The sequence below is a fragment of the Bounagaea algeriensis genome (assembly GCF_054491375.1).
In genome coordinates this window covers 3,030,599-3,046,270 of the sequence record NZ_CM137102.1, presented here as the reverse complement: position 1 = coordinate 3,046,270, position 15,672 = coordinate 3,030,599, and the positions used below count along the sequence as shown (strand labels likewise).

At 70.7% G+C, this 15,672-nt stretch carries 18 protein-coding genes; 10 read left to right on the top strand and 8 right to left on the bottom strand.

Going from position 1 to position 15,672, the window contains the following annotated elements:
• Positions 1-6: 6 nt before the first annotated feature.
• Genes ACVGV2_RS13800 through ACVGV2_RS13790 form a run of 3 tightly spaced genes read left to right on the top strand, consistent with a single transcriptional unit; the run spans position 7 to position 1,755 of the window.
• Complete coding sequence (locus ACVGV2_RS13800; RefSeq protein WP_459162771.1) at positions 7-315, top strand: hypothetical protein; 309 nt, start codon at positions 7-9, stop codon at positions 313-315.
• Complete coding sequence (locus tag ACVGV2_RS13795) at positions 312-1,241, top strand: ATP-grasp domain-containing protein (protein WP_459162770.1); 930 nt, start codon at positions 312-314, stop codon at positions 1,239-1,241. Before ACVGV2_RS13800 ends, ACVGV2_RS13795 begins: the two co-directional genes overlap by 4 nt.
• Before the next feature lie 28 nt (positions 1,242-1,269).
• Positions 1,270-1,755, top strand: a complete 486-nt coding sequence (locus tag ACVGV2_RS13790) for a GbsR/MarR family transcriptional regulator (RefSeq protein ID WP_459162769.1) — start codon at positions 1,270-1,272, stop codon at positions 1,753-1,755.
• 177 nt (positions 1,756-1,932) lie between these two features.
• Here the strand turns inward: ACVGV2_RS13790 and ACVGV2_RS13785 are convergent, their stop codons facing one another.
• The 5 genes from ACVGV2_RS13785 to mptB all read right to left on the bottom strand — a co-directional run bounded on the left by ACVGV2_RS13785 (position 1,933) and on the right by mptB (position 7,424).
• Positions 1,933-2,913, bottom strand: a complete 981-nt coding sequence (locus ACVGV2_RS13785; RefSeq protein ID WP_459162768.1) for a COX15/CtaA family protein — start codon at positions 2,911-2,913, stop codon at positions 1,933-1,935.
• A 92-nt stretch (positions 2,914-3,005) separates the two neighbouring features.
• Positions 3,006-3,857 (bottom strand): SCO6745 family protein, encoded by an 852-nt coding sequence (locus ACVGV2_RS13780; RefSeq protein ID WP_459162767.1) that lies wholly within the window; start codon positions 3,855-3,857, stop codon positions 3,006-3,008.
• A 101-nt stretch (positions 3,858-3,958) separates the two neighbouring features.
• Positions 3,959-4,675 (bottom strand): ABC transporter permease, encoded by a 717-nt coding sequence (locus ACVGV2_RS13775; protein WP_459165991.1) that lies wholly within the window; start codon positions 4,673-4,675, stop codon positions 3,959-3,961.
• Between the two features lie 128 nt (positions 4,676-4,803).
• A complete protein-coding gene (locus tag ACVGV2_RS13770) occupies positions 4,804-5,700 on the bottom strand; it encodes an ABC transporter ATP-binding protein (RefSeq protein ID WP_459165990.1) in 897 nt (298 codons plus the stop codon).
• Positions 5,701-5,834: 134 nt separating this feature from the next.
• Positions 5,835-7,424 (bottom strand): polyprenol phosphomannose-dependent alpha 1,6 mannosyltransferase MptB, encoded by a 1,590-nt coding sequence (mptB, locus tag ACVGV2_RS13765; RefSeq protein ID WP_459162766.1) that lies wholly within the window; start codon positions 7,422-7,424, stop codon positions 5,835-5,837.
• A gap of 101 nt (positions 7,425-7,525) precedes the next feature.
• Between mptB and ACVGV2_RS13760 the strand changes: the two genes are divergently transcribed.
• From ACVGV2_RS13760 to ACVGV2_RS13730, 7 genes are read left to right on the top strand one after another with little or no spacing between them, the layout of a single operon-like run.
• Positions 7,526-8,380, top strand: a complete 855-nt coding sequence (locus ACVGV2_RS13760; protein WP_459162765.1) for a helix-turn-helix transcriptional regulator — start codon at positions 7,526-7,528, stop codon at positions 8,378-8,380.
• Positions 8,377-9,825, top strand: a complete 1,449-nt coding sequence (sufB, locus tag ACVGV2_RS13755; protein WP_459162764.1) for a Fe-S cluster assembly protein SufB — start codon at positions 8,377-8,379, stop codon at positions 9,823-9,825. Before ACVGV2_RS13760 ends, sufB begins: the two co-directional genes overlap by 4 nt.
• A gap of 1 nt (position 9,826) precedes the next feature.
• The gene (gene sufD / locus ACVGV2_RS13750; RefSeq protein ID WP_459162763.1) at positions 9,827-11,044 is read left to right on the top strand and encodes a Fe-S cluster assembly protein SufD; all 1,218 of its coding nucleotides are present in this window, start codon (positions 9,827-9,829) and stop codon (positions 11,042-11,044) included.
• A 49-nt stretch (positions 11,045-11,093) separates the two neighbouring features.
• Positions 11,094-11,861 carry a Fe-S cluster assembly ATPase SufC gene (gene sufC, locus ACVGV2_RS13745; RefSeq protein ID WP_459162762.1) on the top strand — a complete coding sequence of 256 codons (768 nt, stop codon included), beginning with the start codon at positions 11,094-11,096 and terminating at the stop codon, positions 11,859-11,861.
• 2 nt (positions 11,862-11,863) lie between these two features.
• On the top strand, positions 11,864-13,177 hold the full coding sequence (locus ACVGV2_RS13740) for a cysteine desulfurase (protein ID WP_459162761.1): 1,314 nt from the start codon (positions 11,864-11,866) through the stop codon (positions 13,175-13,177).
• Positions 13,178-13,190: 13 nt separating this feature from the next.
• Positions 13,191-13,649 carry a Fe-S cluster assembly sulfur transfer protein SufU gene (gene sufU, locus ACVGV2_RS13735; protein WP_459162760.1) on the top strand — a complete coding sequence of 153 codons (459 nt, stop codon included), beginning with the start codon at positions 13,191-13,193 and terminating at the stop codon, positions 13,647-13,649.
• Positions 13,650-13,702: 53 nt separating this feature from the next.
• Complete coding sequence (locus ACVGV2_RS13730; RefSeq protein ID WP_459162759.1) at positions 13,703-14,155, top strand: metal-sulfur cluster assembly factor; 453 nt, start codon at positions 13,703-13,705, stop codon at positions 14,153-14,155.
• 146 nt (positions 14,156-14,301) lie between these two features.
• Here the strand turns inward: ACVGV2_RS13730 and vapC are convergent, their stop codons facing one another.
• The 3 genes from vapC to ACVGV2_RS13715 all read right to left on the bottom strand — a co-directional run bounded on the left by vapC (position 14,302) and on the right by ACVGV2_RS13715 (position 15,576).
• Positions 14,302-14,712 carry a type II toxin-antitoxin system VapC family toxin gene (vapC, locus tag ACVGV2_RS13725; RefSeq protein ID WP_459162758.1) on the bottom strand — a complete coding sequence of 137 codons (411 nt, stop codon included), beginning with the start codon at positions 14,710-14,712 and terminating at the stop codon, positions 14,302-14,304.
• A complete protein-coding gene (locus tag ACVGV2_RS13720) occupies positions 14,709-14,921 on the bottom strand; it encodes a type II toxin-antitoxin system VapB family antitoxin (RefSeq protein WP_459162757.1) in 213 nt (70 codons plus the stop codon). Before ACVGV2_RS13720 ends, vapC begins: the two co-directional genes overlap by 4 nt.
• A gap of 148 nt (positions 14,922-15,069) precedes the next feature.
• Positions 15,070-15,576 carry an anthrone oxygenase family protein gene (locus ACVGV2_RS13715; protein ID WP_459162756.1) on the bottom strand — a complete coding sequence of 169 codons (507 nt, stop codon included), beginning with the start codon at positions 15,574-15,576 and terminating at the stop codon, positions 15,070-15,072.
• Positions 15,577-15,672 lie beyond the last annotated feature (96 nt).

The following is a 15,672-nucleotide window of genomic DNA, read 5'->3' as shown; positions in this document are numbered from 1 at the left end:
CAGGGTGTGTCTGATGCGCAGGAACAGCAGGTGAATCCGTCCGAGAAGGACGTGGCCGCGGCGAGCGAGTTCGTCCGCGCGCACGGCGAGTCGGCGCGCGCCGTCGTGGAGAACATGGGCCGGGCGGGCGCTCGCGTCGTGCTGATCGGCGAGGACGGCGCCTTCGGCGACGTGGTCGTCGCGGACGTGGCCACGGGACGGGCCCTGGTGGCCGCCGTGGACGGGCTTTCCGAGCACGAGTGGGACGCGGAGACCACGGGCGCACTGCGCATCGGGCCGGAGCACCGCTACCGCATGGGCGGGGTGCGCCGGTGACCTCGCCGCAGGTGCTGCTCGCCAGCTGCGCCGACCTGCCCAGCTCCGACGGGGATGAGTCGGGCCTCGTCGCCGCGTTGGAGGCGCTCGGCCTCCGGGCCGCGTGGGCGCCCTGGGACGACGCCGAGACCGACTTCGCCGCGGCCGACCTGGTCGTGCTGCGCGCCACCTGGGACTACCCGCACCGCCGCGAGGAGTTCCTCAAGTGGTGCGAGTCGGTTCCGCGGCTGGCCAATCCGGCGCACGTGGCGCGGTGGAACACTGACAAGGCCTACCTGCTCGACCTGGCCGAGCAGGGCGTTGCGGTGATCCCGACGCAGATCGTCGGCCCGTCGGACCGTCCGGAGTGGCCGGAGGGCGAGTTCGTCGTCAAACCGGCCGTGGGCGCGGGTTCGCGCGGGGCGAGCCGGTTCCGGCCCGCCGAGCACGGCGCGGCCGCCGAGCACCTGAGCGCGCTGCGCGCCGAGGGGACCCGCGCGGTGGTGCAGCCCTACCAGCCAGCCGTCGACCGCGAGGGCGAGACCGCCCTGGTCTTCTTCAACGGGGTGTACTCGCACGCGTTCGGCAAGGCGCCGATGCTGCCGGACGAGGACGCCGCCGCGCCGGACCCCTCGGGTTTGTTCGCGGGGGAGAAGCTGCGGCCGAGCCGGCCGGCCGAGGACCTGCGACGCGCGGGCGAGGACGCGCTGGACGCGGCCTGCCGGGTGCTCGGACTCGGCCGGGCGGAGCTGCTCTACGCCCGGGTGGATCTGGTGCGCGATGCCGGTGGCGCACCGCTGCTGCTCGAGCTCGAGGTGACCGAGCCGGCTCTGGGCTTCGCGCAGACCGACGCGGCGGCCGCCCTGGAGCGCTTCGCCTCGGCGGTGCGCGCCGGCCTGGCCGGCCGGATTTGGCCACACGCTCCACGTGCATTACGTTTTCAGTAGTTACTGAATTCGATCTCGGGGAGGTGTCGTGGCCGAGTACGTCCAGCGCACCGATCGTCCCGCCATGTCCGAGTGGGTCGAGCAGATGGCGGCGCATTTCGAGGCCACGGAGGGGATGCCGCTCATCGCGGGCCGGATCCTGGCCTTCCTGCTCATCTGCGACCCGCCGGAACGCACGGCCGCGGAACTCTCGCACGCGCTCAGCGCCAGCACCGGATCGGTTAGCACGAACGTGCGCCTGCTGATGCGGCTCGGCGTGGTCTCCAAGACCACCCGGCACGGCAGGGAGGCCGCGCTGTACCGGGTGGAGGAGGACCACTGGCCCGAACTGGTGCGCCTGCGCATGCGCCGCGTCACCGAGATCGAGGAGCTCACCGAGCAGGGGCTGCGCATGTTCAGCGGGCAAACCGAACGGGCCCGCCGCCTGCGCACGGTGCACGAGTTCTACCGCTGGCTCTCCGCCGAGCTGCCGGAGCTGTGGCGCCGCTGGGAGCGGGAACAGCGGGGGCGCTGATCCGCGCTTGGCAGGAAACCGCTAGTGGGACATCGTCAAGGCGTTTTGCCCGTTGAGGGTGGGTCCGGTTGCGAGTTGGGTCGGCGGTCGATGCAGCCGCGAGCTGCAAGCCGTCGCACCGAAACGACGAAGGGCGTGCGGCCTCCGAACAGCGACCGGTGGGGACTCAACAACGTCCTACTGGGCGTTCAGCTGCGGGTGCTCGCTGCCGGTGCGGAGGGTAGCGCTCTCCCGCGCGGGGTCGGCGGAGGCCGGTCCGCGGTAGCGCGCCTCGCTCCACAGCAGACCGCTGCTGATGATCACGAGCGTGGCTCCGAGCACGTGCAGCACGACGAGCAGCTCGGGCACGCCGAGGTAGTACTGCGCGGAGCCGAGCGCTGCCTGCGCCAGCACGAGGACCGCGGCGCCGCCGTAGACGCGGAGCAGGCCCTTGGTGGGGCGCGTGCCGCGCAGCCACACGCCGAACACGGCGAGGATGAGCACGTAGGCCATCGCCAGGATGGCGTGCGTTTCGGTCAGCCGCGGCACCGGCAGGTCCAGCCGCGGCGTGGCCGCGTCCCCGGCGTGCGGCCCGGCGGCGGTGACCAGCGTGCCCGCGAAGGCCAGGCCGAAGGTGACCACGACCAGCGCCGCGAGCAGGCGGCGGGAGCGGGCGGGTACCAGCCAGGTCGGCGGCCCGTCGCCCTCGCGGGTGGCCTTGAACAGCTGGGTGGCCACGTAGATCAGCACGGCCGAGACCATGAAGTGGATGGACACGCTCCACCACAGCAGGTCCACCCACACGGTCATGCCGCCGATCACCGCTTGCACGAGCACGCCGAACGGGATGATCAGCGCGTAGGTGCGCAACCGCCGCCGCTTCGGGCGCACCAGCCACGCGGCGATGCAGGCGAGCAGCGCGATGATGCCCACGACCGGGGTGAGCATGCGATTGCCGAACTCGATGACCTGGTGCAGCACCGCCACCTCGGGGTGCTGCCGAGGCACCATGCTGCCGGGGAAGCACTGCGGCCACGTGGGGCAGCCGAGCCCGGATCCGGTGACGCGCACGGTGGCGCCCGTGGTCGCGATCAGCGCCTGGCTGATCACCACCAGCAGCGCGAACACGCGCGCGGCGGCGGGAGCGGAGTTCGAGATTCGCGCAGGCACCGTGGGCACGGAAACGATGGTAAGCACCGGGCCCTCGACGCCCCATCGCCGGGCTGCCCCGGCGTGATCCGGGGCTCGCCGCCGCCGCGCGGCACCGGGTCTCAGTCGCGGCCGAACAGGCCCAGCGGAATGCCGCCGGCCTCGCTGACCAGGCGCGACAGCCGCTCGGCGTGCCCGGACAGCGTCTCGGTGGCGTCGGTGCCGATCGCCTCCCACGGCGGCATCGACATCGCGTCGGTGTGCGCCTCGACCTCCTCGCGCAGCTGCGCGCCGGCTTCGGTGATCTCGCCGTCGGCGTCGACGAGGCCGCGTTCGCGCAGCTCCTCCAGCGCCGCCTCCCACTGCTCGTCGGACCACTCGCGCAGCGACTTCGCCGCGGAGGGCTTGAAGCCCTTGCCGGTGCAGCTGTGCAGCACCAGCGCGGAGAGCCCGTCGAGGCGGGCCTGCTGCAGCGCCGCGACGTGCGCGTCGCCGCGGAACTCCCGCAGCAGGGTGATCGCGTGCCACAGTCGCATCGCCGGCTGCTCGGGCCAGGCCACGTCGGCGTGCCCGGCGAACAGCGGTTTGCCCGCGACGGGGCAGGCCCGGGCGGCGCGTTCTGCCAGGTCCGCCGCTTCGGCGATCCAGGGTTCCGCGAGCGTGTCGGCACCCGCGATGCGGGTCAGCGCGGCCTCGGCGGTCCGGTAGCGGGTCGCGATGATGGTCTCCGGGGAGGCGATCGACCAGGCGCGCGGGATCGCCCGGGCGACGGATTCCGGGTTGAAGTTGTAGAAGGTCGCCGCCACGACACCGGGGTCCACCGGCCCCATGGCGGCCGCGCGGCCGGCGTAGTAGGCCATGCGTCCGCGGCCCAGGCCGAGTTCGGCGAAGGCCTCTTCGGCCTCCGGGGCGAAGTAGATCATCGAGTGCGGCGCTTGCAGCGCGGAGGCTGCTCGGCGAGCGATCTTGGTCATGGGCGAACCCTAAAACGCGCAGTCGGGAAAGTCCCGAGCCCGCTGGCGCGCGCACCCGGACCGTTCGGGTCGGGCAGCGGCGCGGGCGGATCGGGGCGCGGTCAGGTCAGCCGGGTGGTGCGGGCGGCGAGGCCCCCGGTGACCGCGCCCCAGGCGAGCAGCACCAGCACCGGTCCCCAGCCGGGCGGGGCGCCGTGCAGCAGGGCCGCGTCGAGCCCTTCGGCCAGGGCCCCGGACGGCAGGTAGCCGACGATGGTGCCGAGGTGGGCCGGCAGTTGCTCGGCGGGCAGCGCCAGGCCGCCGGCGAAGACCAGCACCAGCCAGACCGCGTTCGCCAGGGCCAGCACGATCTCGGCCCGCAGCGTGCCGCCGACGAGCACGCCGAGCCCGCCGAAGGACAGCGTGCCGAGCACCAGCATGAGCACCGCCGGAGCGATGCCCGGCAGGTGCGGCGACCAGCCGAGCAGGGCGGCGACCACGCCGAGCACCGCCGCTTGGATCGCCACGACGAGCAGGGTCGCCAGCACGCGTCCGGACACGAGCGTCCACCGCGGCAGCGCGGTGGCGGCCAGGCGTTTGAGCACCCCGTAGCGGCGGTCGAAGCCGAGCGCGATCGCCTGGCCGGTGAAGGCGGTGGACATGACCGCCAGCGCGAGGATGCGCGGGGTGACCGAGTCGACCCGCGGTTCGGGCAGGTCACCCAGGTGCAGCAGGCTCAGGCCGATGAGCATCAACAGCGGGATGATCAGCGTCAGCAGCACCTGCTCACCGTGCCGCAGGATGAGCAGCGTCTCGATGCGGGTCTGCCGCGCCAGCATGCGCGCGGCGCTGCCGCGGCCGGGGGCGGGCAGGAAGGTGCCCGGGGGGAACGCCGAGTCGCGGCCGCCGGACGCGCCGCCTGCGGTCACCGCGGTGTCACCGCGCAGGTTGGTTTCGGGGTCCGCACTCAAGATCGCAGCTCCCGTCCGGTCAGCTCCAGGAACACGTCTTCCAGGCTGCGCCTGCTCACCCGCAGTTCCTGGGCCAGGACCCCGTGCTGGGCGCACCAGGAGGTCACGGTCGACAGCATCTGCGGGCCGACGTCGCCGTGCACCACGTAGTCGCCGGGGCGCAGCTCGCGCGCCGAGCACTCCTCGGGCAGCGCGGCCACCAGCAGGTCGAGGTTGAGGCCCGGCTGGGAGCGGAACCGCAGCTGCTGGCGCCCGTCCGGTGGCGCGGTGAGCTCGGCGACGGTGCCGGCGGCGACGCTGCGGCCGTGGTCGACGATGGTGACCCGGTCGGCCAGTTCCTCCGCCTCGTCCATGAGGTGGGTGGTGAGCAGGACGCCGACGCCGTCGCGGCGCAGTGCCGAGACCAGGTCCCAGACGAGGCGCCGCGCCTGCGGGTCCATGCCGGCGGTGGGTTCGTCGAGGAACACCAGCTCGGGCCGTCCGACGACGGCGCAGGCCAGGGACAGGCGCTGCTGCTGGCCGCCGGAGAGCCGCTTGAAGGGGGTGCGGCGCGCGCCGGACAGTCCGAGGATGTCGAGCAGCCACCCGGTGTCGAGCGGTTTCGCCGCGCAGGAGGCGACGAGGTCGAGCATCTCGTCGACCCGCACGCCGGGGTAGGCGCCGCCGCCCTGCGGCATCACGCCGATGCGCGGGCGCAGCCGGGCCGCCTCGGCGGCCGGGTCGAGCCCGAGGACGCGCACTTCACCGCTGTCGGCGCGCTGGAACCCTTCGCAGATCTCCACGGTGGTCGTCTTGCCCGCCCCGTTGGGGCCGAGCAGCGCGAGCACGCTGCCGCGGTCCATCTCGAGGTCGAGCTCGGCGACGGCTCGGGTGTCGCCGAAGCGCTTGGTCATCCCGCGGAGGTGGACGGCCGGACTGTCGGCACTGTTCACGGGAACCCAGCCTAGGCCGTGCCGTGAAGCTCGCTGTCGCGGGTGCCGGGCGCGCCGCCCCCTCCCCCCCCCCCACCCCTCGTGGTGCGCGGGCGCTACTCGGGCAGGCCGAAGCGGCCGCGGAGAGGTGCGGGCCAGGGCAACCGGTTGCGCAGGGTCCACGTCAGCACGCCGAACACGATCAGGGCGGCGATCACGGCCAGCGGCACCTGGTAGGCGCGCAGCACGAACCCGGCGCCGGTGGGCGGGATGAACAGCGACACAGCGGCGCAGATGACCACCGCGGTGATGCGGAACCGGCGGTCGTTGGTGGCCAGGGCGAGCGGGATGACCGCCCACAGCAGGTACCACGGCCACAGCACGGGCGCGGTCAGCGCGAGCACGAGCCACGTCAGCCCGAGCCCGACCAGCGGGGTGACGCGGCCGCGGAAGGTCTGCCACAGCATGCCCAGGCACACCACACCGGCGATGGCGTAGCCGAAGTACTTGGTGATCTCCAGCATCGCTTCGGTGTGGTTGCCGAGCCCGAGCAGCATGCCCGCGCCGGCGCCGGTCATGCCGAAGGCGGTCAGCGGGGCGAGGAAGCTCTTCACCCGGTTGGGCACGTCGAGGGTTTCGAGCCAGCCGAGTCCCCAGCCGCTGGCGAGGGTGATCAGGGTCATGGTGGTGAGGAACACGGCGAGCAGCACCGCGGCCACGCGCAGCAGCTCGCCGAAGCCGCCTCTGCGGCGCACCACCAGGGCCATGCCGAAGAACCCGAGCGCGACGAAGCCGGGGAACTTGATCGCCCCGGCGATGGTGAGCAGCACGCCGACGACGATGGTGCCGGCCCAGGTGTTCCAGCGCAGGCCCAGTTCGAAGGCGGCGAGCACGAGGCCGACCATGAGGATGTCGTTGTGCATGCCGCTGATGACGTGCAGCAGCACGATCGGGTTGAGCGCGCCGAGCCACATCGCCGGCACGGGGTGCACCCCGCAGCGGCGCGCCAGGTGGGGGACGGCCCAGATGGCCGCGGCCAGGCCCAGCAGCATGACCAGGCGCCACACGAGCACGCCGAGCACGACGTTGTCGCCGATCACCCGCGAGACCACCTGGCCGAACATGAGGAACAGCGGTCCGTAGGGCGAGGGCGTGTCGCGCCAGATGTTGGGGACGTTGGCGGTGAAGGGGTGCTCGATGCCCAGCGCGGCGTCGGATCCGAGCACGTAGGGGTCGAACCCGCGGGCGGCCACTTCGCTCTGGGCCAGGTAGGAGTACATGTCGGTGCTGAACAGGGGAGGGGCCACGGCCAGTGGCAGCGCCCACATGACGAGCGTGCGCCCGGTCTGGGCCATGGACAGGATGCGGCCGAGGCCCGGTCGCGCCAGCGTGCCGAGCCAGAGCCAGGCGCCGACGAGCATGAACACGCCGAGCCAGGCGCAGGCCATGGACACGGTGGGGATGCGCGGGAACATGCCGAGCACCGGGAGCCCGGTGGTGGGGTTGTGGACCGGGTTGGCGCCGGCGCCGATGGCGCCGACGGCGAGGATCATCGATCCCGCGGTGCCGAACCGGCGGACGACGTCGTAGTGCCGCTGCTCCCGCGCGCCGAGCGCTTCCGGTTCGCGCGCTCGTTCCGCGCGGTCCGCCCGCTGTTCGGGGGCCCGGTCGAGTGTCGGCTCTCCGGACGTTTCACCTGACGCCACGTCGATGAAGCGTACTGGGTGACTCGGATCACCACACCGGTGCGGATGCCGGCTCGGACCACATCATGACGAGGTTTGCCAAATTAGATAACATCACTGTTGTGGAAAACGCCGGAGCTTCGTCCCGAGCAGCGGAGTCCCGTGTAGCGGAGTCCCGCGCAGGGGAGTCCTCGGCCGGACCGGAAACCGATCCGGCCCGGTCCGGCGTGTCCCACAGCGAAGGACGGACGCGCACCGAGGTCGCGCGGCTGCTGCTGCAGCGGGGGCCGATCACGGCCGCCGAGGTGGCCGCCGAGCTCGGAGTGAGTCCCACCGCGGTGCGCAGGCACCTCGACGCCCTCGTGGCGGAGGGGGAGGCGTACTCGCGGGAGGCCTCCCCGCGCAGCCGGCGCGGCAGGGGGAGGCCGGCTCGTCTGTTCCTGCTGACGGAAGTGGGCCGTGCCCGGTTCGGGCACGCGTACGACGACCTGGCGGTGGCCGCGCTGCGGTTCATCGCCGAGGAGAAGGGTGAGCAGGGCGTGCGTCAGTTCGCCGAACGTCGGATGGCCGGGCTCATGGCCGACCACCGAGCGGCGCTCGACGCCGCGCGGACCCCCGTCGAGCGGGCGGAGGTCCTCGCTCGCGCTTTGTCCAAGGAGGGATACGCTGCGACGACACGGGACGTCGGGAGTGGTGAGCAGATCTGCCAACACCACTGCCCGGTGGCGCACGTAGCTGCGGACTTCCCGCAGTTGTGCGAAGTCGAGACGGCGGCGTTCGCCGAAGTCCTCGGCACCCACGTGCAACGGCTGGCCACGATCGCCAACGGCGACGCGGTGTGCACGACCCACGTGCCGCACAGCCAGCACGCGAAGCGGAGCGGCGGGCGCCGCTCCGGTTCACCTGAGACTTCCGCGGATCCGGTAGCGGAGACGCGGGAACCTGCCCCGAGTCCATACGGAGGGGAGTCCACATGACTGCCGCTGCGGAGCAGCGACCCACCACATCCGGCCAGCTCAGCCAAGAGGAAACTCTGGAGACGCTGGGCAACTACGAGTACGGCTGGGCCGACCCGGACGTCGCGGGTGCCAACGCGCGACGGGGCGTCGACGAAGAGGTCGTCCGGGAGATCTCGGAGAAGAAGGGCGAGCCCGAGTGGATGCTGCAGGCTCGGTTGAAGGCCCTGCGCCTGTTCGACCGCAAGCCGCTGCCCACCTGGGGCGCTGACCTCTCGGAGATCGACTTCGAGAAGATCAAGTACTTCGTCCGGTCCACCGAGGAGCAGGCCCAGACCTGGGACGACCTGCCCGAGGACATCAAGAAGACCTACGACAAGCTCGGCATCCCCGAGGCGGAGAAGCAGCGCCTCGTCGCCGGCGTCGCCGCGCAGTACGAGTCCGAGGTCGTCTACCACCAGATCCGCGAGGACCTGGAGGCCCAGGGCGTCGAGTTCCTGGACACCGACACGGCGCTGCAGAAGCACCCGGAGATCTTCAAGGAGTACTTCGGTTCGGTCATCCCGGCCGGCGACAACAAGTTCTCCGCGCTCAACAGCGCGGTGTGGTCCGGCGGCTCGTTCATCTACGTGCCGAAGGGCGTGCACGTCGACATCCCGCTGCAGGCCTACTTCCGGATCAACACGGAGAACATGGGCCAGTTCGAGCGGACGCTGATCGTCGTCGACGAGGGCGCCTACGTGCACTACGTCGAGGGCTGCACCGCTCCGATCTACTCCAGCGACTCGCTGCACTCGGCGGTCGTGGAGATCGTGGTCAAGAAGAACGCCCGCTGCCGGTACACGACCATCCAGAACTGGTCGAACAACGTGTACAACCTGGTCACCAAGCGTGCCAAGGCCGAAGAGGGCGCGACCATGGAGTGGGTCGACGGCAACCTCGGCTCCAAGGTCACCATGAAGTACCCCTCGGTGTTCCTCATGGGCGAGCACGCCAAGGGCGAGGTGCTGTCGGTGGCCTTCGCGGGTCAGGACCAGCACCAGGACGCGGGCGCGAAGATGGAGCACATGGCTCCGCACACGTCCTCGTCGATCGTGTCCAAGTCGATCGCCCGCGGCGGTGGCCGTACGTCGTACCGGGGACTGGTCAAGGTCGCCAAGCGCGCCAACCACTCCTCGTCCAACGTCAAGTGCGACGCCCTCCTGGTGGACACCGTCAGCCGGTCGGACACGTACCCGTACGTGGACATCCGGGTGGACGACGTGACCATGGGCCACGAGGCGACCGTGTCCAAGGTGAGCGATGACCAGCTGTTCTACCTGATGCAGCGCGGTCTCACCGAGGACGAGGCGATGGCCATGATCGTGCGCGGCTTCGTCGAGCCGATCGCGCGCGAGCTGCCCATGGAGTACGCACTGGAACTGAACCGGCTCATCGAACTGCAGATGGAAGGGGCCGTCGGCTGAGATGGCAGACACCAAGCTCGACCCGACCGGGTCTTCATCCACCGCGACCGACGGTGCCGAGCCCGCTCAGCACGGGCTGGGCGAGCACTCCCACGGAGCCGTGCCGCAGGTCTCCCGCGGGGAGCGCTTCACCTCCTACGACGTCGAGGCCTTCGAGGTCCCCGGCGGCCGCGAGGAGGACTGGCGCTTCACCCCGCTGAAGCGGCTGCGCGGCCTGCACGACGGTTCCGCCGCGGCCACCGGAGCGCTGCGGGTGGAAGTCGACGGTCCCGAGGCCAAGGCCGAGACCGTGGGTCGCAACGACTCGCGGCTCGGCTCCGGCGGCGCCCCGTCCGACCGGGTCGCCGCCCAGGCCTGGAGCTCGTTCACCGAGGCCACGGTCGTCACGGTGCCGAAGGAGACCCGTCCGGAGGGTCCGATCACCGTGACCGTGCACGGCCCCGGCGAGGGCGAGACCGCCTACGGGCACGTCCAGGTGCGCGCCGAGCAGTTCGCCGACGCCACCGTGGTCGTCGACTACCGCGGCAGCGGCACGGTCGCGGACAACATCGAGTTCGTCGTGGAGGACTCGGCGCGGTTGTCCGTGGTGTCGGTGCACGACTGGGCCGGCGACGCCGCCCAGGTCAGTTCGGAGCACGCCAAGCTGGGGCGCGACGCGCAGTTCAAGCACCTGGCCGTCACCCTCGGCGGTGACCTGGTGCGGGTGAACACCACCCTCTCCTACGGCGACAAGGGCGGCGACGCCGAGCTCCTCGGGCTGTACTTCGCCGACGAGGGCCAGCACCTGGAGCACCGGATGCTCGCCGACCACTCCGAGCAGAACTGCCGCAGCAACGTCCTGTACAAGGGCGCGCTGCAGGGCAACTCGGCGCACACCGTGTGGATCGGGGACGTGCTCATCCGCGCCGCGGCCGAGGGCACCGACACCTACGAGCTCAACCGCAACCTGGTGCTCACCGAAGGCGCCCGCGCCGATTCGGTGCCGAACCTGGAGATCGAGACGGGCGAGATCATCGGTGCCGGCCACGCCAGCGCCACCGGTCGTTTCGACGACGAGCAGCTGTTCTACCTGCGCTCCCGGGGACTGCCGGAAGACCAGGCGCGGCGGCTCGTGGTTCGCGCGTTCTTCGGCGAGATCCTGCAGAAGATCACCGTGCCGGAGGTCCGCGAGCGGCTCGAGGCCTCCATCGAGGAAGAGCTCAACGCGGTCGGCGCCTGACCCGCCCGCACACCAGCTTTCGCAGACACCGGGAGAGACGAACAAGAACATGGCCACTCTGGAGATCAAGGACCTGCACGGATCGGTCGCCACCGAAGAGGGCGAGAAGCCGATCCTCAACGGCGTGAACCTGACCATGCGCTCGGATGAGATTCACGCGATCATGGGGCCGAACGGCTCCGGCAAGTCGACCCTGGCCTACGCCCTGTCCGGGCACCCCAAGTACCGGATCACCTCCGGCTCGGTGCTGCTGGACGGGGAGGACGTGCTGGAGATGAGCGTGGACGAGCGCGCTCGCGCCGGCCTGTTCCTCGCCATGCAGTACCCGGTCGAGGTGCCGGGCGTGTCGATGTCGAACTTCCTGCGCAGCGCCGCCACCGCCGTCCGCGGGGAGGCTCCGCAGGTGCGCCACTGGGTCAAGGAAGTCAAGGACTCGATGGGCAAGCTGGGCATCGACTCCTCGTTCGCCGAGCGCAGCGTGAACGAGGGCTTCTCCGGCGGTGAGAAGAAGCGCCACGAGATCCTGCAACTGGACCTGCTGGACCCGAAGTTCGCCGTGCTCGACGAAACCGACTCCGGCCTCGACGTGGACGCGCTGCGCGTCGTCTCCGAGGGCGTGAACCGCTTCGCCGGCAAGGGCGACAAGGGGATCATGCTGATCACCCACTACACGCGCATCTTCAAGCACATCAAGCCGGACTACGTGCACATCTTCGCCGACGGCAAGGTCGCCGCGTCCGGTGGTTCGGAGTTGGCCGACCAGCTCGAGGAGCACGGTTACCAGCAGTTCACCGGCAGCAAGGAGGCAGCGGTCTAGTCATGAGCATCCAGCCTCCTCGTACCACGGGTGCGAGCACTGCCTCGGAGACCGCGTCGCTGGACGTCGCGGCGATCCGGGCGGACTTTCCGATCCTGGGGCGCACGGTCCGCGACGACCGCCCCCTGGCGTACCTGGACTCCGGCGCGACCTCGCAGCGTCCGCGCCAGGTGCTCGACGCGGAGCGCTCCTTCCTGGAGAGCTCCAACGCGGCGGTGCATCGCGGTGCGCACCAGCTCGCCGAGGAGGCGACGGATGCCTACGAACTGGCGCGGCGCAAGATCGCCGACTTCGTCGGCGTGGGCACCGACGAGGTGGTGTTCACCAAGAACGCCACCGAGGGCGTGAACCTGGTCGCCTACGCCATGAGCAACGCGGCCACCGCCGGGGCGGAGGCCGAGCGCTTCCGCCTCGGCCCCGGCGACGAAGTCGTCGTCAGCGAGATGGAGCACCACGCGAACCTCGTGCCGTGGCAGCAGGTGTGCCAGCGCACCGGTGCCACGCTGCGCTGGTTCGGCGTCACCGACGAGGGACGCCTCGACCTGTCCGACATCGACGGCGTGATCACCGACCGGGCCAAGGTCGTCGCGGTCACGCACCAGTCGAACGTGCTCGGCACGGTCAACCCCCTGGACGAGGTGGTGGCCAGGGCGCACGCGGTCGGCGCGCTCGTCGTCGCCGACGTGTGCCAGTCCGTGCCGCACGGTCCGGTGAACCTCGCCGAGCTCGGGGTGGACTTCGCCGTGTTCTCCGGGCACAAGATGCTCGGCCCCAGCGGTATCGGCGTGCTCTACGGGCGGCGGGAGCTGCTGCAGGCCATGCCGCCGTTCCTCACCGGCGGTTCGATGATCGAGATGGTCTACATCGACCACTCGACCTTCGCCGAACCGCCGCAGCGGTTCGAGGCGGGCGTGCCCATGACCTCGCAGGCCATCGGCCTCGGGGCGGCCGTGGACTACCTGTCCGCGGTGGGCATGCAGCGCGTGGCCGAGCACGAGCGGCAGCTGACCGAGCTCGCCCTGCGCGAGTTGTCCGAGGTGGAAGGTGTGCGGATCATCGGTCCGACGAGCACCGAACACCGGGGTAGCGCCGTGTCCTTCGTCATCGACGGGGTGCACCCGCACGACGCCGGACAGGTCCTCGACAGCATGGGCGTCGAGGGCCGCGTCGGACACCACTGCGCCTGGCCGTTGCACCGGCGCATGGGGGTCCCCGCGACGGTGCGCGCCTCGTTCTACCTGTACAACGAGCTCGACGAGGTCAAGTCCCTGGTGGACGCGGTGCATGAGGCGCGGCGGTTCTTCGGGGTCGCGTAGCGAGGATTGATCGATGCAACTGGAGCAGATGTACCAGGAGATCATCCTGGACCACTACCGCAACCCGCATTGCAGCGGTCTGCGCGAGCCGTACGACGCGGAGTCCTTCCAGGTCAATCCGGTCTGCGGCGACGAGCTCACGCTGCGGGTGCGGGTGGCCGGATCGGGCCCGGACGCGACCGTCGAGGACGTGTCCTTCGCCGGCCAGGGCTGTTCGATCAGCCAGGCGGCCACATCGGTGATGACCGATCTCGTGGTCGGCCGGTCCGTGAAGGAAGCGATGCTGACCGAGTCGTCGTTCAACGAGATGATGCACGGGCGCGGTCAGGTCGAACCGGACGAGGACGTGTTGCAGGACGGCATCGCCTTCGCCGGAGTGGCGAAGTATCCGGCACGGGTCAAGTGCGCCCTGCTGGGGTGGATGGCCTTCAAAGACGCCGTATCGCGGGTTGTCGAAGTCGAGGCGTCCTAGGGCAGACTGGGACGCTGCGGGCAAGACAGCCGCAGGACAGGAGTGGGAGCGTCATGACGGACGAAACCCAGGTTCAGGACAGGGCCGGTGCCCCGGAGGCGGCGGCTGACGCGGAGGCCGCCGAGGACTCCGTGCAGCGCGGGGCCGAAGGCATGCCGGAACCGCCGGCCCCGGCCGCCGAGCTCGCCAAGGTCGAAGACTGCGAAGAGGCGATGCGCGACGTCGTCGACCCCGAGCTGGGGATCAACGTTGTCGACCTCGGCCTCGTGTACGGCATCACCGTCGAGGAGGACAACACGGCCACGGTGAACATGACGTTGACCTCGCCGGCGTGTCCGCTCACCGACGTCATCGAGGAACAGGCCGGTTCGGTGCTGCTGGGCGGGCCGAACGGCGGGCTGGTCCGCGACTTCCGGATCAACTGGGTCTGGATGCCGCCATGGGGCCCGGAGAAGATCACCGACGAGGGCCGCGAGCAGCTGCGCGCCCTCGGCTTCACGATCTGACAGCACGCTGCCAGACACGCGAAACGCTGCCAGGCACGCGAACGCGGCCGGTGCGAAGTTGTGGCACCGGCCGCGTTTCGCGTGTTGCGCGAGCCGCTGATCACGGACGCTTGGCGCGGTTTGCCTGCCTCGACCCTCGCACGTTGCTACGCGCGCAGCGATGCGTCGTCGAGTTCGAGCCCGGTCACCCCCGCTAGCCGGGCGAGGTCGGCGTCGTAGGACAGCAGGACGGCGTTCCGGCGCCACGCCACGGCGGCGATCGTGCAGTCCAGCAACCCGCGTGGCGTGATTCCGGCTTGGCGGCACCGTCGGTAGATGCGTGCGGCGGCGTCGAAGTCGGTGACGGGATCGAAATGCAGCAGCTCGAAGCGCAGCAGCAAGCGGCGCAGGTCGTCCTCGCGAGCTTGGGTGCGCGCCCCGGCCAGGACCTCCATCATGACCGGTTCGGTGATCGCCAAGGCTTCCTCGTCCGCGATCAGCGCTGCCACCCGCTTGTCGACCGCACTGCCGGTGGCCCGGTCGTATTCAATCCAGGCGGAGGTATCGGCCAGGATCATGCGGCCCCGCGCGGAGCGATGTCCTCGGGGGGCGCCTCGATCGCGTGCGCTCCTCGCATCGCCAGCGCCTCTTCCCGACCCATCGGCTGGCCGGCCAGGTGTCGCAACGCCAGCTCCACGGCCTCGGTCTTGGTGTGCACCCCGTACCGGTCCATGATCATCCGGACGTAGACGTCCTCGAGCTCGATGTTCGTCCGCACCCTCGACATACACGTACTCTACACCTTAGGTGTGTTCCACGTGCACCCCGCGGTGTGCCTGGGTGAAGGATGGTCTTCCCGTGCGGACATCCTTCTCGTGACGGTTCGATGGAGACTCATCTTCGCCGTGGTGCGCTCAGCCGTCGACCGGGATCCGTCAGTGGGACCCGGGCATCGCCTTCTGGGCGGTCAGCCAGGCGATGCCGGACAACGCGAGGCGCAGTTTGTTGAGCCGATGCCAGCGGCGCAGCAGCTTTTGCCTGTTGGTGGGCGGGAGGGGCTGGGCTGCGAAGAGCAGCTCGTGGTTGATGCCGCGGACAGCGTAGGCCGTCACCAGGGCACCGGACACGGTGCTCGCAGCGCTTGCTCCGAGCCAGGCCCGCTCGCGGGGGTTGTCCCATCCTGCGATCAGCGCACCCACGGAGGTGGCAACCACCACCGGCGCAACCGGCAGCCAGTAGCGCGCGGGACTGCCCGGGCGGAGCACGGTGGACAAGCTCGGCCGTTCGCTGCGGATGCTGGAGTCCACCTCGACGGCCAGGCGATCGGGGATGTGCGCGAGGGCCTCGTAGAGATTGCCGAAGAACCACTGCGCCTGCCCGAGCTGGGCCGCGGTCAGCAACGCCGCAGTGACCCCGTGCCGACCCGACCGACGAGTTGTCACTGGCCACCTCCCAGGATGAGCACCTGTTGCAACAGTACCCATGTGCTTGCACCTTCGGTTGATCGTCTTTTTCAGCGAGTACCCCCGGATGCGGTG

Excerpts from the sequence above, each read along its gene's own strand:
- sufU (WP_459162760.1), top strand. The coding sequence starts at position 13,191 with ATGCAACTGGAGCAGATGTACCAGGAGATCATCCTGGACCACTACCGC.
- ACVGV2_RS13730 (WP_459162759.1), top strand. The coding sequence starts at position 13,703 with ATGACGGACGAAACCCAGGTTCAGGACAGGGCCGGTGCCCCGGAGGCG.
- sufC (WP_459162762.1), top strand. The coding sequence starts at position 11,094 with ATGGCCACTCTGGAGATCAAGGACCTGCACGGATCGGTCGCCACCGAA.
- sufD (WP_459162763.1), top strand. The coding sequence starts at position 9,827 with ATGGCAGACACCAAGCTCGACCCGACCGGGTCTTCATCCACCGCGACC.
- sufB (WP_459162764.1), top strand. The coding sequence starts at position 8,377 with ATGACTGCCGCTGCGGAGCAGCGACCCACCACATCCGGCCAGCTCAGC.
- ACVGV2_RS13775 (WP_459165991.1), bottom strand. The coding sequence starts at position 4,675 with ATGCTGGCGCGGCAGACCCGCATCGAGACGCTGCTCATCCTGCGGCAC.
- ACVGV2_RS13770 (WP_459165990.1), bottom strand. The coding sequence starts at position 5,700 with ATGACCAAGCGCTTCGGCGACACCCGAGCCGTCGCCGAGCTCGACCTC.
- ACVGV2_RS13740 (WP_459162761.1), top strand. The coding sequence starts at position 11,864 with ATGAGCATCCAGCCTCCTCGTACCACGGGTGCGAGCACTGCCTCGGAG.
- vapC (WP_459162758.1), bottom strand. The coding sequence starts at position 14,712 with ATGATCCTGGCCGATACCTCCGCCTGGATTGAATACGACCGGGCCACC.
- ACVGV2_RS13780 (WP_459162767.1), bottom strand. The coding sequence starts at position 3,857 with ATGACCAAGATCGCTCGCCGAGCAGCCTCCGCGCTGCAAGCGCCGCAC.
- ACVGV2_RS13720 (WP_459162757.1), bottom strand. The coding sequence starts at position 14,921 with ATGTCGAGGGTGCGGACGAACATCGAGCTCGAGGACGTCTACGTCCGG.